Raw genomic sequence first — 20,578 nt, forward strand, 5'->3', positions numbered from 1 at the left:
CAGGTTCATTTGGTCGCCCCAGGCATTTGCCCAGGAACTGCTCGGCCATGGCGTAGAACGCAATGCCGTTCTACGGACGCGCAAAACCATGTTCATCGGGGAACAGCACGTAGGTCACGGCAATCAGTCGAGCAAGCGCCTGCAAACGGCCTCGTACAGCGCCGGCAGCTTTTCCAGATCGGCCACCGACACGCATTCGTCCACCTTGTGGATGGTCGCGTTCACCGGCCCCAGCTCCACGACCTCCGCGCCCAGCGGTGCGATGAAGCGCCCGTCGGAGGTGCCGCCGCCGGTGCTTTCTTCCGGCGCGATGCCGCAAAGCTCCTTGCACACCGACACCACGGCATCGCGCACGGCGCCGCCGGGTGGCGTGAGGAACGGCTCGCCGGACAGCGTCCATTCGATCTGCCAGTCCACGCCATGCCTGTCGAGAATCGCCTCGGTGCGCTTGCGCAGATCCTCGGCGCGACTGGCGGTGCTGTAGCGGAAATTGATCAAGGCAGTGAGCGTGCCGGGAATGACATTGTTGGCGCCCGTGCCTGCGTTGAGGTTGGACACCTGGAACGACGTCGGCGGGAAATCCGGATTGCCCTCATCCCAACGCTCCGCCGCCAGTACCGCGAGCGCAGGAGCAAAGGCGTGGATCGGGTTGCGCGCCTTCTCGGGATACGCCACATGCCCCTGGATGCCGCGCACCACCAACGTGCCCGACAACGAGCCACGCCGGCCGACGCGGATCAGGTCGCCCAGCTTTTCCTTCGACGAAGGCTCGCCCACCACGCACCAGTCGATGCGCTCGCCGGTGGCACGGAAATGCTCGGCCACGCGGCGCACGCCATCGAGGTTGTCCGGCCCTTCCTCGTCGCTGGTCAGCAGCAGGCCGACGCGCCCCCGATGACCCGGATGCGCCTTCACGAAGGCCTCCAGCGCCACCACCATCGCCGCCACGCCGCCCTTCATGTCCGCCGCGCCACGGCCATACAGATAGCCATCGCGAATCGTCGGCTCGAACGGATCGCTCTTCCAGTTCTCCACCGGCCCGGAAGGCACCACGTCGGTATGCCCCAGGAATACCAGCAGGGGCCCGCCGCTGCCATGCGTCGCCCACAGGTTGTCGACCTCGCCGAAGCGCAGATGCTCCACGCGAAAACCCACCGCCCGCAGGCGCTCGCCAATCATGGCCTGACAGCCGGCATCGTCCGGCGTCACCGAACGGCGGCGAATCAATTCAGAAGCGAGATCGAGAACCACAGACATGTCGAGCCTCAAAACCAGAACTCATGGATGAACTGCCGTGGACAGCGTTGACCTTAACCCGTCAGCGCCGTTCCCAACACATGCCCCACGGCATAGGTGATGCCCGCCGCGGCCACGGTGATGCCCAGCTGGCGGGCGATGGAGAACGTCATGCTCCGACCGGTGAACAGGGCGGTGCCCATGCCGATCAGCACCAGGCCGGCGATGGTCGAGGCGATGCTCGCCATGAAGGCGGTGTGGGCGCTGAGGAACAGGTAGGGCGCCACCGGAAACAGCGCGCCGAGGGCAAACAAACAGAACGAGGAAATGGCCGCGCCCCACGCCGAGCCGCCGAGTTCATCGGGGTCGATGCCCAGGTCTTCGCGCACCAGCGTATCCAGGGCCGTGCGCGGACGCTCGGCGATCTGCGTGGCGAGCGCCTTGGCGGCATCCGGGGTCATGCCCTTGTCGCGATAGATGCTGGCAAGGCTGCGCGCGCCGTCTTCCGGCGCCACGGCAAGGCGCTCGGCGCGCGCGGCGATCTGTGCCTGGTAGAACTCGCGGGAACTGTTGACCGACAGCCATTCCCCCAGCGCCATGGAACACGCGCCTGCCACCAGGCCCGCGAAGCCGGCCAGCAGGATCGCGTGATCGCCCGCGGCCGCGCCGGCCATGCCCATGATCAGGCTGCCGTTGGAAACCAGGCCGTCGTTGGCGCCCAACACGGCGGCACGCAGCGTGTTGCCGCTCTGCGTGCGATGACGACCGCCGCGTGTGACGGATGCCGTGCGTTCGACGAAATGATCGCGATGGCCTTCGCGATCCACCGGCGTCGGCAGATGATCGGCATGCTCGAGGCGCACCACGGTGGGCATCACGAAATCCGTGCCGAAGCGCCGCGCGAACCAGGTGAGCACTTTCACGCGCGTGCCGATGCGGGCGGGCGGCACGGGCTCGCCCATCTGGGTCAGGCGTTCTTCCCAGAACGCCGCGTTGGCGCGTTCGCCATCCGCGATGCGGCGATAGGCGCGCGCCAACCGCGCATCCGCGGCAAGCTCGGACAAACGGTCATAGAGCGCCGCGTTGTCGCGCTCGATACGAAGATTGGTGCGGTAGTGTCTCGCCGAACGCACCTTGCTCATGTCACTTCCCGAACAGCTTCTTGAAGCCGTTGTCGGTGAAGCCGACGGTGACAGACCCGTCTTCCTGCAGCACGACGGGCCGGCGCACCAGTGCGGGATATTCCTTGAGCAACAGCGTCCACTCCGGATCGCTGCCCGGGTTCTTGCGTTGCGGCAGCAGGTTGCGCCAGGTGGTGGACGATTTGTTCACCAGCTTTTCCCAGCCACCCAACTGCTGCGCCCATGCCTTGAGCGTCGCCGCCGGCACGGGATTCGCGCGGTAATCCACGAAGGTGAAAGGCACCTCGAAACGATCGAGCCAGTTGCGCGCCTTGCGGCAGGTATCGCAGGTGGTGAGGCCGTACAGAGTCGCGCTCATTCGGCGCTCCGCAGCAGTTCGTTGATGCCGGTCTTGCTGCGCGTCTTTTCGTCGACCTGCTTGACGATGATGGCGGCATACAGGCTGTGCGAGCCGTCCTTCGCCGGCAGGCTGCCCGCCACCACCACGCTGCCGGCAGGCACGCGGCCGTAGCTGATCTCGCCGGTGGCGCGGTTGTAGATGCGCGTGGACTGGCCCAGGAACACGCCCATGCCGATCACGCTGCCCTTCTCCACGATCACGCCCTCGACCACCTCGGAGCGCGCGCCGATGAAGCAGTTGTCTTCGATGATGGTCGGGTTGGCCTGCAACGGTTCCAGCACGCCGCCGATGCCCACGCCACCGGAGAGATGCACGCCTGCGCCGATCTGCGCGCACGAGCCCACCGTGGCCCAGGTGTCCACCATGGTGCCAGCGCCCACGTAGGCGCCGATGTTGACGTAGCTGGGCATCAGCACCGCGTCTTTCGCGACATGCGCGCCGCGGCGCACCAGCGCGCCGGGCACCACGCGCGCGCCCAGGCCTTCCAGCTCCACGTCGTTGCCGTGCGCGAAACGCAGCGGCACCTTGTCGAAGGCCAGCGCCGGGCCGCCGTCCACCACGCGATTGCCGTTGAGGCGGAAGTACAGCAGCACCGCCTTCTTGATCCACTGGTTCACCGTCCAGCCGCCCTGGCCGTCCGGCTCGGCAACGCGGCGCTCGCCGGATTCCAGCAGGTCGATCACCTGCTCCACGGCCGGGCGCAAATGCGTGTCGATCTCAGCCTGGGTCAGGTCGTTGCGGCGCTCGAAGGCGTCGTTGATAAGGGTTTCGATGGTTTGCATGGCGTTCACGGCAATGGATATCGGAGGAGGCGGCCATGCGAAAGGCCGCGGAGACAAAGCGATTCTGACAAGAAAAGCCGTCCATCGCGAGTCGTGGTGTCCGTGCGACCCATGGAGAGCCTATTGCCTTGAAGCGGCACACACCCGCGTAGGGAAATGAGCTGTTTCGACGTAGCGGGCCAGCCATGACACTGGGGGAAGCTGTCATACCAGGCCCTTTCGAACCGGCGCAGTCACGGCATCAGGCGCGCTTTTCCTTCGCCGGTCCCAGCCGTTCCAGCAGGGCGTGCAACAGGCGATCCTGCAATTCGACGTTGAGTGGCGCGTCGTGGCGGTCGGTGATGAGGAAGAAGTCTTCCACGCGTTCACCGAATGTGGCGATGCGTGCATCGTGCACGCGGACGCCGGCATCCATCATGCCCTGCGCCACCGCGGCGAGCAGGCCGGGACGGTCGCTGCATACCAGTGCGAGGCGCGTGCGGCCCTGCACCGTGCTGAAGGAAATCTTCGGCGTCGCCTGGAAATGCTTCAGATGGCGCGACATGCTCCGGCGCGACGGCTGGTGCACGTGGCCCGGCTGCGACAACGCACGATGCAGGCGCTGCTTCAGTTCTTCCGCACGCTCGGGCGAGGCGGGCTGCTGCGTGTCCGACTCCAGCAGCAGGAAAGTGTCCAGCGCCATACCCGTGGGCGAACTCAGCACGCGCGCTTCCATCACGGAGAAATGCAGGCGATCCAGCATGGCCGTCACGGCGGCGAACAAACCGTCGCGATCAGGCACGTAGACGAACAATTCCGTGGTGCCGCGCACCGACTTGGGATGAACCTCGACCAACGGCGTTTCGCCCTTGGCGCGCAGGATCGCCGCCGTCTGCCACGCGATCTGCTCGGGACGGTGGCGCAGGAAGCTGGATTCGGGAAAACCGCGCCACAGCCGCTGGCAGACGTCGGCGGCGAATCCATCCTGCTGCAGCAAGGCGAGCGCCTGGTCGCAGCAGCGGCGCACCTGCGCTTCCGCATCGGCGGGCAGTTCGTCCTCGCTGCGCAGCGCGTAGCGCGTCGAGGTGTAGAGGTCGGCGAGCAGCCTGTCCTTCCAGCCGTTCCACAGCTTTGGGCTGGTGCCGATGATGTCGGCGATGGTCAGCAGATACAGATAATCCAGGCGCTCGGACGTGCCCACGGTGTCCGCAAAACGATGCACCACGTCGGTATCGGTGATGTCCTGTCGCTGCGCGGTGGTGCTCATCAGCAGATGCCAGCGCACCAGCCACGCGACCAGCTGGATGTCCTCCTCGGGCAATCCGAGCCGGTGGCCGAAGGCGAGCGCGTCTTCCTCGCCGAGCACGGAATGATCGCCGCCGCGTCCCTTGGCGATGTCGTGGAACAGCGCCGCCAGCAGCAACAATTCCGGCTTCGGCAGGGTCGGCCAGATCTTGCAGGCGATGGGAAACTCGTTGGCCGCGTCCGCATCCGCAAACCGCGCGACGTTGCGCAGCACGCGCAGCGTGTGCTCGTCGACCGTGTATACGTGGAACAGGTCGTACTGCATGCGGCCGAACACCTTGCCGAACGCCGGCAGGATGGCGGCAAGCAGGCCGTGGCGATTCATGCGCCACATGGCTTCCACCGCCGGCGCACCGAGCTGCAGCAAGCGCAGGAAGGCCGCGAGCACGTCAGGATCATCACCCAGCGTGCGCTCGAGCACGGCCGATGCCTGATGCATGCGACGCATGGTGTCCGCCGTGAAACCCGTGATGCCCGGCTCACCCAGTCGCGCAATGAAGGCCTCGACCAGCGTGGCCGGACGCCGCATGAAAAGATCGGGATCGCGCAGCGCAAGGCGTTTGCCGTAGCGCACGAAATTCTCGCCCACCGGCTGCGGCGCCGCGGGCGGCTCGAGCATTTCCTCGAAGCGCTCGGCAATCTGCACGCCCAGCCGCTCCACCTGGCTGGCGGCGCGATAGTAGCCCTGCATGAACTGCTCGACGCCGAGGTTCTTCTCGTGCTCGTCCTGGAAACCCAGCCGTGCGGCCAGCGCGCGCTGGTAGTCGAACAGGAGCCGCTCCTCCGCGCGTCCCGCCTCCAGGTGCAGCGCAAAGCGATAGCGGCGCAGCGTGGCTTCCGATTGTTCCAGCGAATCCTTCTCCGCCGGATCCAGCAGGCCTTCGGCAACCATGTCGTCGAAATCGTCCGCATGCGCGAGGCGACGCCCGAGCCAACGCAGCGCATCGAGCGTGCGCAGGCCACCGGGGCCGTCCTTGATGTTGGGCTCGAGGTTATACGCCGTGTCGTTGTAGCGCGCGTGGCGCGCATCCCGCTCCGCCAGTCGCACGGCGAGATATTCCGCGGGCGGCCACATCGAAGGATCGTCGACGATGGCTTTCAGGCCTTCCTCCATCGCGGGATCGCCCGCCAGCCGGCGCGCATCGAGCAGGCTGGTGAACACGCTGGCGTCCTGCTTCGCTAGCACACGGCATTGCGCGAGATCGCGCACCGCATGCCCCACCTTCAATCCGATATCCCACAGCGTGGCGAAGCACTGCTCGAGCGCACGCAGCCGCGCCGGTTCCGACGGGCCCACCAGAGCCAGCAGATCGACGTCCGAATGCGGGAACAACAAGGCGCGACCGAAACCGCCCACCGCGAACAGCGCGGCGTCCGTCACGTCGCCCAGGCACGCCGTCCATACGTGCACCACGATGCGCTGGACCGATTCGCTGCGGCGATGCGCCAGCGCCGTGGCATCCGCGCCGTCGCGGAATGCCGTGGCCAGCGCGCGGTCCACGTCGCCAAGCAACTGGCGCAGCGCGCGGCGTGCCTCCGACGACACGCCCGAGCGCGGCACCGCCACGGGAAGGCGGGGCAAGGGAGGCAGTACGATCGGGGCGACGGTCATGGACACGGATATATGTGGCGACGCAGCAAGTCTGCCACCAATGGGGTGGCAGGCGGGTGGAAATTCCATGCGCGCGGCTGGCGTGTCCCGGGGCACGCCACGCCGCCGCCAGGTATTCGACCAGGCATAAAAAAGGGCCGCCGCAGCAGCCCTTTTTCTCACCTCATGCCGCGTCCGGCCAGGGCGTCAGGATCTCGAACCCGTCGTCCGTCACCGCAATGGTGTGCTCCCACTGCGCCGACAACGAATGGTCCTTGGTCACCACCGTCCAGCCGTCCGGCAGCTGCTTGGTCTGCGGCTTGCCGGCATTGACCATGGGCTCGACCGTGAACGTCATGCCCTTCTTCAGCTCCAGGCCCGTGCCGGCGCGGCCGTAATGCAGCACCTGCGGCTCGTCGTGGTAGACCTTGCCGATGCCGTGGCCGCAGTACTCGCGCACCACCGAGAAACCGGCGGCTTCGGCGTGCTTCTGGATCGCCGCACCGACATCGCCCAGCGTGGCGCCGGGACGCACCGCCTGGATGCCGTGCATCATGGCCTCGAATGTCGTATCCACCAGGCGCTTGGCCAGCACCGACGGGGTGCCCACGAAGTACATGCGGCTGGTATCGCCGTGCCAGCCGTCCTTGATGACGGTGACGTCCAGATTGATGATGTCGCCGTCCTTCAGCACCTTGCCGGGCGAAGGAATGCCGTGGCAGATGACGTGGTTGACCGAGGTGCACAGGGTCTTGGGGAAGCCGTTGTAGCCCACGTTCGCCGGAATCGCCTTCTGCACGTTCACGATGTGCTCGTAGGCCAGGCGGTCCAGGTCTTCCGTGGTCACGCCGGGCTTCACATGCTCCTTGAGCATGGCGAGCACCTCGGCGGCCAGCTTGCCGGCCTCGCGCATGGCCTGGATGTCTTGGGGGGTTTTAAGGGTGACTGCCATAGTTCCACTCACATGGCGGCTAACCTGCTGAAAATCCAGCGACTTGCCGCACCGCCGGCGTACCGGCTACAATTTCGAAGTTTTGCTGACCCGAGGTGTCCGTTTCCACGGTCCTGGCGGTCATCGCAAAGCGAGGGAAGATTGTAACCGTCTTGCGGTACAACCCCTACAAGTCCTTGATTGGACAACTAAAACGCCACACACGCGTCGGCACCGCCTTCGGGGTGCCCTGGCCAGCCTTCCCACTACAGCGGGCTGACAGGGTCGAAGCCGGGGATGCGTGGAGGTCCCAACCCCCGGGCCATTACCTCCCTTCTTAAGGGGACGGCCCAACAATCGGAGTTTTACCCATGGCACAAGTCACCATGCGCCAGATGCTCGAAGCTGGCGTGCATTTCGGCCACCAGACCCGTTACTGGAACCCGAAGATGGCGCCGTACATCTTTGGCGCCCGCGGCAAGATCCACATCATCAACCTCGAGAAGACGCTGCCGCTCTTCACCGACGCGATGAACTTCCTCTCGGCCATCGCCCAGAAGCGCGGCACCGTGCTGTTCGTCGGCACCAAGCGCTCGGCCCGCGAGCCGTTGGCTGAAGAAGCCGCGCGCGCCGGCATGCCGTTCGTCACCGCCCGCTGGCTGGGTGGCATGCTGACCAACTTCCGTACCGTGAAGCAGTCGGTGGCCCGCCTGAAGGAACTGGAAGCCGCCGAGACCGACGGTTCGTTCGACCGCCTGGTCAAGCACGAAGTGCTGGCCCGTCGCCGCGAGCGCGAGAAGCTCGAGAACTCGCTGGGCGGCATCAAGGACATGAACCGCCTGCCTGACGCCCTGTTCATCATCGACATCGGTCATGAAGACATCGCCGTGCAGGAAGCCAAGAAGCTCGGCATCCCGGTGATCGCCGTGGTCGACACCAACTACAACCCGGAACTGGTCGACTACGCCATCCCGGGCAACGACGACGCCATCCGCGCCATCCAGCTGTACGCCCGCGCTGCCGCTGACGCCATCCTGGAAGGCAAGGCCGCCGCGCCGGCCGCGGCCCAGGGCGACGCCAATGAGTTCGTCGAACTCGACGAGGAAGGCAACCCGGTGGCCAAGGAAGAGCGCAAGGCCGCTCCGCGCCGTGACGACCGCAACAACCGTGGTCCGGCCAAGAAGGGCGCTGGCGCTCCGCGCGGCGACCGTGGCGGCCGCGGCGGCCGTCGCAACGAAGAGTCGGACGGCGAGTAAGCCCTCCCTGCCCCGGCCCGCAAGGGCCGGGGCGCATCAAAGCTTTGAGGAACCCAGATGACCGCCATTACCGCAAAACTGGTTAGCGAACTGCGCGAGCGCTCCGGCGCCGGCATGATGGATTGCAAGAAGGCGCTGGTCGAAAACAACGGCGACATCGACGCCGCTGTGGAATACCTGCGCAAGACGGGTCTCGCCAAGGCCGACAAGAAGGCCGACCGCGTCGCCGCCGAAGGCCGCATCGCCACCGCCCAGGCCAACGGCAAGGCCGTGCTGGTCGAAGTGAACAGCGAGACGGACTTCGTCGCCAAGGCGCCGAACTTCATCCAGTTCACCAATGACGTGGCCGAGGCCGTGCTGGCTTCCGGCGCCGCCGACATCGACGCCGCCAAGGCCGCCGCCTTCCCGGGCGCCGACAACGTCGAGTCCGCCGCCAAGGCCCAGACCGCCACCATCGGCGAGAAGATCGAAGTGCGCCGCGTCGCCCGCATCGAGAACGATGGCCCGCTGGCCACCTACTCGCACGGCGGCAAGATCGGCGTGATCGTGGCGCTCAAGGGCGGCTCGGAAGAGCTGGCCAAGGGCATCGCCATGCACGTGGCCGCCATGAACCCGCCGCACATCAAGCCGGAAGACGTCCCGGCCGAGTTCATCGCGAAGGAAAAGGAAATCGCGCTGAGCCAGATGACCGACAAGGACAAGGCCAAGCCGGCCGACATCCTGGAAAAGATCATCTCCGGCAAGATCAACAAGATCGTCTCGGAAGTGACCCTGGTCGGCCAGCCGTACGTGATCGACACCAACACCACCGTGGGCGAGGTCCTGAAGAAGGAAGGCGCCGACGTCGTGGCCGTGGTTCGCCTGGCCGTGGGCGAAGGCATCGAGAAGGTGCAGGAAGACTATCTGGCCGAAGTGGCCAAGGCGATGCAGGGCTGAGGCCTTGCTTCCCTGAAGTCTCGAAGAAGCCGCGGGCAACCGCGGCTTCTTTTTTTATGAGAAGCCCGCACGGTCCGCCCGGCCCATTCCACACCGGCCGCCACCGCACGGCGTTTGCTGCCAACCCCGCGTTGGAGCTGAATTTTCCCACCCGGCAGCGGCACGAAATCCCTTACCCGCCCGCGTCACTGCCGTTACAATGCGCGCGTTTTGCCCCACACAATCCGGAGACCCCATGAGCGAACCTCTTAAGTACCGCCGTATCCTGCTCAAACTCTCCGGTGAAGCCTTGATGGGCGAGGCCGACTACGGCATCGACCCCAAGGTCATCGGCCGCCTGGCCGACGAAATCATCGAAGTACAGAAGGCCGGGATCCAGATCGGCGTGGTCATCGGCGGCGGCAACATCTTCCGCGGCGCGGGCCTGGCTGCGGCCGGCATGGACCGCGTCACCGGCGACCACATGGGCATGCTGGCCACCGTCATGAACGCCCTGGCCATGCAGGACGCCATCGAGCGTCGCGGCGGCTTTGCCCGTGTGATGAGCGCCATCCAGATCCACGACGTCGCGGAAGACTTCATCCGCCGCCGCGCCGTGCGCCACATCGAGAAGGGCCGCATCGTGCTGTTCGCCGCCGGCACCGGCAACCCGTTCTTCACCACCGACTCGGCCGCCGCGCTGCGCGCCGTGGAAGTGGGCGCGGACCTGCTGCTCAAGGCCACCAAGGTGGACGGCGTGTATACGGCCGACCCCGCCCGCCACGCCGACGCGACGCGCTACGACACGCTCACCTACGACCAGGTGATCGAACGCAAGCTCGCCGTGATGGACACCGCCGCCATCGCGCTGTGCCGCGACCACGGCATGCCGCTGCGCATCTACGACATGACCGTGGCCGGCAACCTCATGCGCATCATGCGCGGCGAGGCCGTGGGCACCATCGTGTCCGATAACTGAGGCTGGATCCCTCTCCCCACAGGGGAGAGGGAGTGAGGGGCCATCTTGCCGTATCGCAACATCGAAGCGAGCTTCGATAAAACACTCGCGAGCGCCCGCCCCTCAGCTCATTCCTCTCCCCAGGGGAGAGGGCGAAAGCGCGTCGCTCCAACGCCCCTCGCCCCCCTGCTATACTCGCCGGCTTGCACGGTTTGAGGGGTGTTTCCCATGCTTAACGACATCAAGAACGATGCCCAGACCCGCATGGGCAAGAGCATCGACTCGCTCAGGCACAGCCTGACGCGCCTGCGCACCGGCCGCGCCAGCACCGCGCTGGTCGACGGCATCAAGGTGCCGTACTACGGTTCGGACATGCCGCTGAACCAGGTGGCCACGGTCGCGCTGGGCGATTCGCGCTCCATCATCATCACCCCGTTCGAAAAGAGCCTGGTCGGCCCGATCGAAAAGGCCATCATGGCCTCGGACATCGGCATCACGCCGAACACCGCCGGCACCACCATCCGCCTCAACATGCCGCCGCTCACCGAAGAGCGTCGCCGCGAGCTGGCCAAGCACGTGGCGCATGAAGGCGAGGAAGCCAAGATCGCCATCCGCAACGTGCGCCGCGACGCCATGCAGCAGGTCAAGGATCTGCTCAAGGACAAGGCGATCACCGAAGACGACGAGCGTCGTGCGGAAGACGAAATCCAGAAGCTCACCGATCGCTTCGTCAAGGACGTCGACGGCGTCGTGAAGAACAAGGAAGAGGAGCTGATGGCGCTCTGAGCGCCATCGGTCCGTCTCTCCGCATGACCAGCGCCGACTCCGCGCGGGTACCGCGCCACATCGCCATCGTGATGGATGGCAACGGTCGCTGGGCAAAGCTCCGCCACCGCCCACGCACGTTCGGCCACAACGCCGGACGCAAGGCCGTGCGCAACGTGGTCGAGGGCTGCCTGCGCCACGGCGTCAACGTGCTCACCCTGTTCGCATTCTCCAGCGAGAACTGGCAGCGTCCGCAGGACGAAGTCGGCGCGCTGATGGAGTTGTTCGTTCGCGCCCTGGACAAGGAAGTGGACGAACTGCACGGCAACGGCGTACGCCTGCGCTTCGTCGGTGACCTGGCCAGCTTCGAGCCGGGGCTGCGCCAGCGCATGCTCGCCGCCATGGCCCGCACGGCCGGCAACGACGCGCTGCATCTGAACATCGCCGTGAGCTACGGCGGCCGCTGGGACATCGTGCAGGCGGCGCGCAAGGCGGCCGAGGCCGTGGCGCGCGGCGAACTGCGCGCCGAGGAGATCGACGAGCAGCTGCTTGGCCACTGGATGTGCCTGGCCGACCTGCCGCCGCTGGACCTTTTCATCCGCACCGGCGGCGAATGCCGGGTCAGCAACTTCCTTTTGTGGCAGCTTGCCTACGCGGAACTGCACTTTACCGATACCCTGTGGCCTGATTTCGACGAGGCTTGCCTGAAGAGCGCCATCGACGATTACGCCCGCCGCGAACGCCGCTTCGGCAAGACCGGCGAACAAGTCGCCAAGAAGGCCTGATGGCCGGCCCCACGTCTGCACAAGGACACCCATGCTGCTCCAGCGCACCCTGACCGCACTGCTGCTTGCTCCGCTGGTGATCCTGCTGATCCTGCTGGCGCCGACCGGCGTCTTCGCGGTGATCGTCGCCATCGCGTTCCTGGCCGCCATGTGGGAATGGACACGCCTTTCCGGCCTCAAGCCGACCCCGCCGCGCGTGGCCCTGCTGGTGCTGACGGCGGCCGTCTTCGTGCTCTGCTGGCTGACCCGTGGCGGCATCGCCTGGCCGGTGCTGATCGGTGTCGGCGTGGCCTGGTGGATCGTGGTCTGCCAATGGCTGCGTCATTTCGCGTTCGGCGCGGCGCCGACCCGCGAAAACTGCTTCATGAAACTGGGCGCGGGCTTCCTGGTGATCGTGCCCGCGTGGGTGGCCGTGGTGACGATCCACGGCTCGTCCGCCCATGGCCACTGGTGGACGCTGCTGGCCCTGTTCATCGTGTGGGCGGCGGACATCGGCGCGTATTTCAGCGGTCGCCAGTTCGGCCGCCGCAAGCTGGCGCCCACCATCAGTCCGGGCAAGACCTGGGCCGGCGTGTATGGCGCGTTCGTCGCCGGCGCCATCGTGGCCGGTGCGGGCGGCATGATGCTGGGCGTCTCCGGCGGCAAGCTGATCGGCCTGCTGGTGCTGTCGGCGTTCGCCGTGGTCGCCTCGGTGGTGGGTGATCTGCTGGAGAGCCTGATGAAGCGCCACGCCGCCGTGAAGGATTCCGGCAACCTGTTCCCCGGCCACGGCGGCCTGCTCGATCGCCTCGACAGCGTGTTTGCCGCCCTGCCCGTGTTTGCCGCCGGCATGCTGCTGCTCGACCTATGAGTAACGCTCCACGCAAGGTCGCAGTGCTTGGCGCCACCGGCTCCATCGGCGGCAGCACGCTCGACGTCATTGCCCGTCATCCGGACCGCTTCCGCGCCACCGTGCTCACGGCGCACAGCAACGTGGCCGCGCTGGCGGAGCTGTGCATCCGTCATCGACCCGAACTGGCCGTCATCGCCGATCCGGCGCTGGAAGGCGAACTGTCGCGCCGGCTCGCCGCAGCCGGCGTGCGCTGCGACATCGCCAGCGGGCACGACGCCATCACGCAGGCCGTCTCCGGCACGCTGTGCGACACGGTGGTGGCCGCCATCGTGGGCGCGGCGGGGTTGGATTCCACCCTCGCCGCCGCGCGCACCGGCAAGCGCCTGCTGCTGGCCAACAAGGAATCCATCGTGATGGCCGGCGCGCTGCTGCTGGACGCGCTGGCGGTCGGCGGCGGCGAACTGATTCCGGTGGATTCGGAACACAACGCGATCTTCCAGTGCCTGCCCGGCGGACGTCCTCCGCTGGCGGCCAGCGGCGTGCGCCGCCTCATCCTCACCGCTTCCGGCGGACCGTTCCGCGGCCGCACACGCGCGGAACTGGCCGGCGTCACGCCGGAACAGGCGTGCAAGCATCCGAACTGGGTGATGGGACGCAAGATCTCGGTGGATTCGGCCACCCTGATGAACAAGGGCCTGGAGGTCATCGAAGCGCATCACCTGTTCGGCGCGGCGCCCGACCTCATCGACGTGCTGGTGCATCCGCAAAGCCTGGTGCACTCGCTGGTGGAGTACGTCGACGGCTCCGTGCTCGCGCAGCTGGGCAACCCGGACATGCGTACGGCAATCGCCCACGCGCTCGCCTGGCCCGCGCGCATCGAGGCCGGCGTCGCACCGCTGGACCTGGCTGCCTGCGCGCCGCTGGCTTTCCAGCATCCTGACCTGGACACCTTCCGCTGCCTTGCGCTCGCCTTCCAGGCCTTGCGTGCCGGCGGCGATGCCACCGCCATCCTCAATGCCGCCAACGAAGTGGCGGTCGAGGCCTTCCTTGCGGGCGGATTGCCGTTCCTGGGCATCGCCGATCTTGTCGAGAGCGTACTTACGGAACTGCCGCCGCAACCTGTGGTCGATGTCCAGACTCTGAATGAACGCGACCGGATGGCCCGCGAGGCCGCCCGCCGCATCCTTCGCAACGCCTGCTGACAAGCCTGATAAGCTCTTGCAGATGAATAGTGTATTTGGCTCAGTGTTTTGGTTGCTCGTCACGCTTGGCGTGCTGGTGACCTTTCACGAATTCGGTCACTACTGGGTAGCGCGGCGCTGCGGCGTCAAGGTGCTGCGTTTCTCCGTGGGCTTCGGCAAGGCCATCTGGAAGCGCATCGGCAAGGACGGCACCGAATACCAGGTCGCCATGATCCCGCTGGGCGGCTACGTAAAAATGCTGGACGCGCGCGAGGGCGACGTCGACCCCGCGCTGGCCGGCCAGGAGTTCACCGGCAAGCCGGTATGGCAGCGCATCGCCATCGTGGCGGCGGGGCCGGGCTTCAACCTGATCTTTACCCTGTTCGCCTTCTGGTTGATGTTCCTGGTGGGCAAGCCGGACGTCGCGCCGGTGATTTCCGCCGTGCCGCAGACTATCGCCGCCGAAGCCGGCGTGCGCACCGGCGACCGCATCCTCAGCGTCAACGGCCATGCGGTGGAAACGTGGAGCGATTCCATGGACGCCGTGGCGAACGCCCTGCTGGGGCGCGATCCACTGCCGATGCAGGTGCGCGGCACGGACGGCAGCGCGCGCAACCTCGTACTGCCCCTCAACCAGCTTCCCGCCGGGCAGGACATCGGCCAGTACCTGGACAAGCTCGGCCTGAAGCTGGCGCCCTCGCCGGCCGTGGTCGACAACGTCCTGCCGGGCAAGCCTGCCTCGCTGGGCGGCATGCAGGGCGGCGATCGCATCGTCAGCCTCAACGGCACCGCCATCGGCAGCTTCGAGGAGTTCCAGCGGCTGGTGCCGCAGGAGGCCGCCAAGTCGCCCACGCTGGCCATCGTGGTGGAGCGCGCCGGCAAGACCGTGCCGCTGTCCGTCACCGCCCGCATGGAGTCGCTGGAGGGCCAGCCGAGCAACTGGGTGATCGGCGTGAAGTTCGCCGAACGCGAACAGGCCATCCTGCGCTACGGCCCGCTCAAGGCCATCGGCGCCTCGCTGGAAACCACCTGGAACAGCGCCGCCTCCACCTTCAACATGATCGGCAAGATGCTGACCGGGCAGGCATCCACCAAGAACCTGTCCGGCGTGATCGGCATCGCCCAGGTGGCCAATGCCTCGGCCAGCATGGGCATCGGCTGGTTCTTCAGCTTCCTTGCGATGGTCTCGCTGAGTCTTGCGATCCTCAACCTGATGCCGATCCCCGTCTTGGACGGCGGTTGGCTGCTGTATTACCTTATTGAGTTGGTCAAGGGCAGCCCCGTCAGCGAACGCACCATGATGGCCGGTCAGTATGTCGGCCTGGTCATGTTGTTCACGTTGATGGGATTGGCTTTCTACAACGACATCCACCGCTTCCTGCCTTCGTGACGCGTGCCGGCTTTGACGAAAGTCGCGCGATGTCCGGGGGACAGGCGTATCTGCGGCGTGCGCATGCCATGCGCTTGCGGCGGAAACGTGGCGATGGTTCACCCTGCGCATCTGGGGACGATGCAAGCACCCTTTCAAGGCTGGGCTCGTCCTGGCTTCACGTATTGATCGGGGCGGCCCTGGCCGCCTCATCGGAATAAAACCAACGGAATCGACGATGAAGCGTATCGCCGCCCTGATCCTGCTTGCCTCACTCTCCGCCAATGCCCTCGCGTTCGAGCCGTTCGTCGTTTCCGATATCCGTATCGATGGCCTCAGCCGCATTTCCGCCGGTACGGTGCTCAACTACCTGCCGATCAACCGCGGTGACCGGCTGACCAACGATGGCGCGCAGCGCGCCATCCGCGCGCTCTACCAGACCAAGTTCTTCAGCGACGTGGAGATCGACCGCGAAGGTGACATCATGGTCATCAAGGTCGTCGAGCGCCCGTCCATCGCCAAGCTCAACCTGCGCGGCAACAAGGACATCAAGGAAGAAGACCTGCGCAAGGGCCTCAAGGAGATCGGCCTGGCCGAAGGCGAAACCTTCGACCGCCTGTCGCTGGACCGCGTGCAGCAGGAACTGGTGCGCCAGTACTACAACCGCGGCAAGTACAACGTGTCGGTCGATCCGCACGTGACCCAGCTCGACCGCAACCGCGTGGCCATCGACATCGAGATCCGCGAAGGCAAGGTCGCCAAGATCCAGGAAATCAACATCGTCGGCAACAAGGCGTTCACCGACAAGGAAATCCGCTCGGGTTTCGAGTCGAACACGCCGGGCTGGCTGTCGTGGTACTCGAAGGACGACCAGTACTCGCGTGAAAAGCTCTCCGGCGACCTGGAGAAGCTGCAGTCCTACTACATGGACCGCGGCTACGCCGACTTCGGCGTCGACTCCACGCAGGTGACCATCGCGCCGGACAAGCGCTCCATGTACATCGCCGCCAGCGTCAAGGAAGGCGACATCTACACCATCTCCGACGTGCATCTGCTCGGCGAGCTGATCCTCCCCGAGGATTCGCTGCACCAGCTGGTGTACGTGCACAAGGGCGACACCTTCAACCGCAAGGCCATCGAGGCCAGCGGCAACGCCATCAAGAGCATCCTGGCCAGCATCGGCTACGCCTTCGCCAAGGTCACGCCGGTGCCGAAGCTGGACAAGGAAAAGCGCACCGTCGACCTGACGCTCTACATCGAGCCGGGCAAGCGCGTGTACGTGCGCCGCGTGATCTTCCAGGGCAACACCCGCACGGAAGACGACGTGATGCGCCGCGAAATGCGCCAGCTGGAAGGCAGCTGGTTCTCGCAGCCGGCCATCGACCGCTCGAAGATCCGCCTACAGCGCCTGGGCTACTTCAAGACCGTCAACATCGACAAGGCGCTGGTGCCCGGCACCGAAGACCAGGTCGACCTGACCGTGAAGGTGGAGGAGCAGTCCGCCGGCAGCCTGATGTTCGGCGTGGGCTACTCGCAGTACTCGGGCATCATCCTGTCCGCGTCGGTGTCGCAGAACAACTTCCTCGGCACGGGTGACAGCTTCACCGTGGGCGCGTCGCGCAGCGACTACTCCACCTCGGTCAACGCCAGCTACTTCAACCCGTACCTCACCGACAGCGGCGTGGGCATCGGCTACAACATCGGCTACACCAAGAGCAATTACGGCGACACCAACAGCGACTTCGTGAACTACGAGAGCTCGCTGAAGTCGTTCTCCAGCTTCCTGAGCTTCCCGATCTCCGAAACGGACAACATCCGCGCGGGCCTGGGCATCAGCAGCAACAAGATCAACCTGAGCTACCAGTACCTGGACGAGAACGGCAACGTTCAGACGGCCAATTACTCGCCGCAGATCCTGATCGACTACCAGAACGCGCTGGGCCACCAGACCATCCACACGTGGGATGCCACGCTGGGCTGGAACCATGACACGCGCAACGGCTACTGGGCGCCGACCCGCGGCGGCCTGATCTCGCTGTCCACCGACATCGCCCTGCCCGGCTCGACCGTGCAGTACTACAAGATCATGGGCGAGGCGAACCACTACTGGCCCATCGGCAAGGGCTTCGTGCTGTACGTGGACGGCCAGGTGGGCTACGGCAAGACCTACGGCCAGACCTTCGACAACAGCAGCGAGGACGGCATCTACCAGAAGGGCCAGGCCATCACCTTCCCGTTCTGGGAGAACTTCTACTCCGGCGGCGTGCGCGACGTGCGCGGCTTCCAGGACAACACCCTCGGCCCCCGCGTCTGCGTGGGCACCGTCGCCGACCCGACCACGGGCAAGCAGGTGCCGATCACCCCGCTGCCGAACGGCACCTGCCCGGGCAGCGTGTACAGCTACGCGCAGCCGCTGGGTGGCGCCTTCAAGGTGCTGGGCACGGCCGAGCTGTATCTGCCGCTGCCGTTCCTCAAGGACATCAACACCGCCCGCGTGTCGTGGTTCGTGGACGTCGGCAATGCCTACACCGATTACCAGAGCTTCACGGCCAAGACGCTGCGCGTCTCCACCGGCCTGTCGCTGCACTGGCAGGCGCCGATCGGCCCGCTGATCATCAACTTCGCGGTGCCGCTGCGTACGCAGGCGGATGACAACCACTACGAAGAGCGCATCCAGTTCACCTTCGGCAGCCAGTTCTGACGAACTGACCGTTGGGTCGACTCCGCAGAAGGCGCGGCCATGCCGCGCCTTCTTTTTGGCCGCCGCCGCCCACACCGGCAGCGGCCCTCCGTACCACTTTTGATGCCTCCGCCGGGGGGACCTACAATGGTCCGATTGCAGGGAGCTGACATGAGCGTTTTTCAAACCACCGTATCCGAGCTGGCCGAGCGCTTCGGCCTCGTCTTCCACGGCGATGGCTCACGCGTCATCGATGGCGTGGGCACGCTGGCGGGTGCCAGCCCAAGCCAGTTGAGCTTCCTTTCCAACAGCAAGTACGCCTCGCAGCTGACCGGCACGCGCGCCGGTGTGGTGGTGATGCGCGAGGAAAACGTGGCGGAGAGCCCCGTGGCCGCCCTGGTGGCACGCGACCCTTATGTGGCCTACGCCAAGATCGCCGCGCTGTTCGAGCGCCACCCCGCCTCGCCGCAGGGCATCCACCCCACCGCCGTGGTGTCGCCGGGCGCCGTGGTGGCGCCGACCGCCAGCATCGGCCCCGGTTGCGTCATCGAGGACGGCGCGGTGGTGGAGGACGGCGCCATCCTCGGCCCGCACTGCATCATCGGCCCCGAGTGCACGGTGGGCGCGCAATGCCGGCTGGTGGCCCGCGTGACCCTGGTCATCCGCGTCACGCTGGGCAAGCGCGTGCTGGTGCATCCGGGCGCGGTGATCGGCTCGGACGGCTTCGGCCTCGCCTTTGACCGCGACCACTGGATCAAGCTGCCGCAGCTCGGCGGCGTGCGCATCGGCGACGACTGTGAAATCGGCGCCAACACCACCATCGACCGCGGCGCGCTGGACGACACCGTGCTCGAGGAAGACGTGCGCCTGGACAACCAGATCCAGATCGCCCACAACGTCTACATCGGCGCCCACACGGCCATGGCCGGCTGCTCCGCCGTGGCCGGCAGCGCCAAGATCGGCCGCTACTGCATGATCGGCGGCAACGCCGGCGTGCTGGGCCATCTGGAAGTGGCCGACCGCGTTAACATTACCGCCAAGAGCCTGGTCACGCATTCCATCCGCGAGGCGGGCGAATACGCTTCGGGCGTACCCCTGCAGGAAAGCCGCCAGTGGCGGCGCAACGCAGCCCGATTCAAGCATCTCGATGAATACGCGCGCCGGCTCTCGGCGCTGGAGAAGGACCGCAACAATGAGTGACCTGACCGTGCCCTTCCACCTGCCCGTGAACGTGGAAACGATCCAGCAGCTGCTGCCGCATCGCTATCCGTTCCTGCTGGTCGACCGCCTGATCGAGCTGGTGCCCGACAAGAGCGCCGTGGCCATCAAGAACGTGACGATGAACGAGCCGTTCTTCCAGGGCCACTTCCCCGGCCACCCGGTGATGCCGGGCGTGCTGATCGTGGAAGCCATGGCGCAGGCCGCCGGCCTGCTGACGCAGATCTCCAGCCGCCTGAAGGGCACCACGGGCAGCCCGCTGTTCTACCTGGCCAAGGTGGACAACGCGCGCTTCAACGCGCCGGTAGTGCCGGGCGACCAGTTGCGCCTGGAAGTGGAACTCAAGCGCCTGCTGCGCAGCATGGGCCTGTTCGAGGCGCGCACCATCGTGGACGGCAAGGTCGTGGCCAGCTGCGAGCTGATGTGCGCCGCGAGGTCCGACAAATGATCCACCCCACCGCGCAGATCGACCCTACCGCGGTCATCGCCGATGGCGTCAGCATCGGCGCGTACTCCGTGATCGGCGCCGACGTGCATATCGGCGAAGGCACGGTCGTCGGCCCGCACGTGGTGATCCAGGGCCCGACCCGCATCGGCCGCGACAACCGCATCAGCCAGTTCGCCTCGCTGGGTGGCGACCCGCAGGACAAGAAGTTCCATGGCGAGTACACCGAGCTGGTGATCGGCGACCGCAATCAGATCCGCGAGTACGTCACCATCAATCGCGGCACCGGCGACGGCGGCGGCGTGACGCGGATCGGCAACGACAACCTGATCCTCGCCTACGTCCATATCGCGCACGACTGCAAGATCGGCAACCACATCGTGTTCTCCAGCTATTCGGCGCTGGCCGGACACGTGGAGATCGGCGACTGGGTGGTGATGGCCGGCTTCTCCGGCGCGCACCAGTTCTGCAAGATCGGCGCGCATGCCTTCATCGGCATGGGCTGCCTGCTCGGCTCGGACGTGCCGCCCTTCGTGACGATGGCCAACGAACAGCGCGGCCGCCCGCGCGGCATCAACACCGAAGGCCTCAAGCGGCGCGGCTTCGACACGGCCCGCATTTCGTCCATCAAGCGCGCGTACCGCACGCTGTACATGGCGGGACTGACCCTGGCCGACGCGCGCGAACAGCTCAGCGTCCAGGCCAACGACAGCGAGGACGTGCGCGCGATGCTGGAATTCCTCGATCGCAGCGAACGTTCGCTGGCGCGCTGACATGAGCTTCGCCCCTATCGGCGTATCGCACACGG

General features: G+C 66.2%; 18 protein-coding genes. 12 read left to right on the forward strand and 6 right to left on the reverse strand.

The annotated features are described in order from the left end of the window. Positions 1-123: 123 nt before the first annotated feature. The 6 genes from dapE to map all read right to left on the reverse strand — a co-directional run bounded on the left by dapE (position 124) and on the right by map (position 7,387). Complete coding sequence (dapE, locus tag BDW41_RS10620; RefSeq protein ID WP_074547482.1) at positions 124-1,257, reverse strand: succinyl-diaminopimelate desuccinylase; 1,134 nt, start codon at positions 1,255-1,257, stop codon at positions 124-126. A 53-nt stretch (positions 1,258-1,310) separates the two neighbouring features. Next, complete coding sequence (locus BDW41_RS10625; protein ID WP_074547481.1) at positions 1,311-2,378, reverse strand: VIT1/CCC1 transporter family protein; 1,068 nt, start codon at positions 2,376-2,378, stop codon at positions 1,311-1,313. A gap of 1 nt (position 2,379) precedes the next feature. After that, on the reverse strand, positions 2,380-2,736 hold the full coding sequence (locus tag BDW41_RS10630; RefSeq protein ID WP_074547480.1) for a Spx/MgsR family RNA polymerase-binding regulatory protein: 357 nt from the start codon (positions 2,734-2,736) through the stop codon (positions 2,380-2,382). Then, a complete protein-coding gene (gene dapD / locus BDW41_RS10635; RefSeq protein ID WP_074547479.1) occupies positions 2,733-3,560 on the reverse strand; it encodes a 2,3,4,5-tetrahydropyridine-2,6-dicarboxylate N-succinyltransferase in 828 nt (275 codons plus the stop codon). Before dapD ends, BDW41_RS10630 begins: the two co-directional genes overlap by 4 nt. A 241-nt stretch (positions 3,561-3,801) precedes the next feature. Beyond that, positions 3,802-6,456: a [protein-PII] uridylyltransferase gene (gene glnD / locus BDW41_RS10640; RefSeq protein WP_074547478.1), complete on the reverse strand. Its 2,655-nt coding sequence runs from the start codon at positions 6,454-6,456 to the stop codon at positions 3,802-3,804. Positions 6,457-6,619: 163 nt separating this feature from the next. Continuing rightward, positions 6,620-7,387, reverse strand: coding sequence for a type I methionyl aminopeptidase (gene map / locus BDW41_RS10645; protein ID WP_074547477.1), 768 nt, complete (start codon positions 7,385-7,387; stop codon positions 6,620-6,622). Positions 7,388-7,737: 350 nt separating this feature from the next. Here map and rpsB point away from each other — a divergent pair, with 350 nt between their 5' ends. From rpsB to lpxA, 12 genes are all read left to right on the forward strand, one after another. Next, a complete protein-coding gene (rpsB, locus tag BDW41_RS10650; protein WP_074547476.1) occupies positions 7,738-8,622 on the forward strand; it encodes a 30S ribosomal protein S2 in 885 nt (294 codons plus the stop codon). A gap of 57 nt (positions 8,623-8,679) precedes the next feature. Continuing rightward, positions 8,680-9,558 carry a translation elongation factor Ts gene (tsf, locus tag BDW41_RS10655; protein ID WP_074547475.1) on the forward strand — a complete coding sequence of 293 codons (879 nt, stop codon included), beginning with the start codon at positions 8,680-8,682 and terminating at the stop codon, positions 9,556-9,558. Positions 9,559-9,793: 235 nt separating this feature from the next. Then, positions 9,794-10,516, forward strand: coding sequence for a UMP kinase (gene pyrH, locus BDW41_RS10660; RefSeq protein ID WP_074547474.1), 723 nt, complete (start codon positions 9,794-9,796; stop codon positions 10,514-10,516). 207 nt (positions 10,517-10,723) lie between these two features. Next, positions 10,724-11,281, forward strand: coding sequence for a ribosome recycling factor (gene frr / locus BDW41_RS10665; protein ID WP_074547473.1), 558 nt, complete (start codon positions 10,724-10,726; stop codon positions 11,279-11,281). 23 nt (positions 11,282-11,304) lie between these two features. Then, positions 11,305-12,045, forward strand: a complete 741-nt coding sequence (gene uppS / locus BDW41_RS10670) for a polyprenyl diphosphate synthase (RefSeq protein ID WP_074547472.1) — start codon at positions 11,305-11,307, stop codon at positions 12,043-12,045. Positions 12,046-12,076: 31 nt separating this feature from the next. Next, complete coding sequence (locus BDW41_RS10675) at positions 12,077-12,895, forward strand: phosphatidate cytidylyltransferase (RefSeq protein WP_074547471.1); 819 nt, start codon at positions 12,077-12,079, stop codon at positions 12,893-12,895. Continuing rightward, positions 12,892-14,079, forward strand: coding sequence for a 1-deoxy-D-xylulose-5-phosphate reductoisomerase (locus BDW41_RS10680; protein WP_074547470.1), 1,188 nt, complete (start codon positions 12,892-12,894; stop codon positions 14,077-14,079). The genes BDW41_RS10675 and BDW41_RS10680 overlap by 4 nt, the downstream gene beginning before the upstream one ends. Before the next feature lie 22 nt (positions 14,080-14,101). After that, positions 14,102-15,448, forward strand: coding sequence for an RIP metalloprotease RseP (gene rseP, locus BDW41_RS10685; protein WP_074547469.1), 1,347 nt, complete (start codon positions 14,102-14,104; stop codon positions 15,446-15,448). 217 nt (positions 15,449-15,665) lie between these two features. After that, entirely contained in the window at positions 15,666-18,128 is a 2,463-nt protein-coding gene (bamA, locus tag BDW41_RS10690; protein WP_074547468.1) for an outer membrane protein assembly factor BamA, read from the forward strand. A gap of 150 nt (positions 18,129-18,278) precedes the next feature. Beyond that, positions 18,279-19,307, forward strand: coding sequence for a UDP-3-O-(3-hydroxymyristoyl)glucosamine N-acyltransferase (lpxD, locus tag BDW41_RS10695; protein ID WP_074547467.1), 1,029 nt, complete (start codon positions 18,279-18,281; stop codon positions 19,305-19,307). Then, positions 19,300-19,773 carry a 3-hydroxyacyl-ACP dehydratase FabZ gene (gene fabZ, locus BDW41_RS10700; RefSeq protein WP_083337560.1) on the forward strand — a complete coding sequence of 158 codons (474 nt, stop codon included), beginning with the start codon at positions 19,300-19,302 and terminating at the stop codon, positions 19,771-19,773. The genes lpxD and fabZ overlap by 8 nt, the downstream gene beginning before the upstream one ends. Further along, positions 19,770-20,543 carry an acyl-ACP--UDP-N-acetylglucosamine O-acyltransferase gene (gene lpxA, locus BDW41_RS10705; protein ID WP_074547466.1) on the forward strand — a complete coding sequence of 258 codons (774 nt, stop codon included), beginning with the start codon at positions 19,770-19,772 and terminating at the stop codon, positions 20,541-20,543. Before fabZ ends, lpxA begins: the two co-directional genes overlap by 4 nt. Positions 20,544-20,578 lie beyond the last annotated feature (35 nt).

The sequence above is a fragment of the Dyella sp. AtDHG13 genome (genome assembly GCF_003201105.1).
GTDB lineage: Bacteria > Pseudomonadota > Gammaproteobacteria > Xanthomonadales > Rhodanobacteraceae > Dyella > Dyella jiangningensis_B.

Bases quoted from the DNA above. Each gene is read 5' to 3' on its own strand.
- dapD (WP_074547479.1), bottom strand. From the start codon at position 3,560: ATGCAAACCATCGAAACCCTTATCAACGACGCCTTCGAGCGCCGCAAC.
- BDW41_RS10675 (WP_074547471.1), top strand. From the start codon at position 12,077: ATGCTGCTCCAGCGCACCCTGACCGCACTGCTGCTTGCTCCGCTGGTG.
- bamA (WP_074547468.1), top strand. From the start codon at position 15,666: ATGAAGCGTATCGCCGCCCTGATCCTGCTTGCCTCACTCTCCGCCAAT.
- pyrH (WP_074547474.1), top strand. From the start codon at position 9,794: ATGAGCGAACCTCTTAAGTACCGCCGTATCCTGCTCAAACTCTCCGGT.
- lpxD (WP_074547467.1), top strand. From the start codon at position 18,279: ATGAGCGTTTTTCAAACCACCGTATCCGAGCTGGCCGAGCGCTTCGGC.
- BDW41_RS10625 (WP_074547481.1), bottom strand. From the start codon at position 2,378: ATGAGCAAGGTGCGTTCGGCGAGACACTACCGCACCAATCTTCGTATC.
- rpsB (WP_074547476.1), top strand. From the start codon at position 7,738: ATGGCACAAGTCACCATGCGCCAGATGCTCGAAGCTGGCGTGCATTTC.
- BDW41_RS10680 (WP_074547470.1), top strand. From the start codon at position 12,892: ATGAGTAACGCTCCACGCAAGGTCGCAGTGCTTGGCGCCACCGGCTCC.
- glnD (WP_074547478.1), bottom strand. From the start codon at position 6,456: ATGACCGTCGCCCCGATCGTACTGCCTCCCTTGCCCCGCCTTCCCGTG.
- tsf (WP_074547475.1), top strand. From the start codon at position 8,680: ATGACCGCCATTACCGCAAAACTGGTTAGCGAACTGCGCGAGCGCTCC.
- map (WP_074547477.1), bottom strand. From the start codon at position 7,387: ATGGCAGTCACCCTTAAAACCCCCCAAGACATCCAGGCCATGCGCGAG.
- dapE (WP_074547482.1), bottom strand. From the start codon at position 1,257: ATGTCTGTGGTTCTCGATCTCGCTTCTGAATTGATTCGCCGCCGTTCG.
- fabZ (WP_083337560.1), top strand. From the start codon at position 19,300: ATGAGTGACCTGACCGTGCCCTTCCACCTGCCCGTGAACGTGGAAACG.
- uppS (WP_074547472.1), top strand. From the start codon at position 11,305: ATGACCAGCGCCGACTCCGCGCGGGTACCGCGCCACATCGCCATCGTG.
- BDW41_RS10630 (WP_074547480.1), bottom strand. From the start codon at position 2,736: ATGAGCGCGACTCTGTACGGCCTCACCACCTGCGATACCTGCCGCAAG.
- lpxA (WP_074547466.1), top strand. From the start codon at position 19,770: ATGATCCACCCCACCGCGCAGATCGACCCTACCGCGGTCATCGCCGAT.
- rseP (WP_074547469.1), top strand. From the start codon at position 14,102: ATGAATAGTGTATTTGGCTCAGTGTTTTGGTTGCTCGTCACGCTTGGC.
- frr (WP_074547473.1), top strand. From the start codon at position 10,724: ATGCTTAACGACATCAAGAACGATGCCCAGACCCGCATGGGCAAGAGC.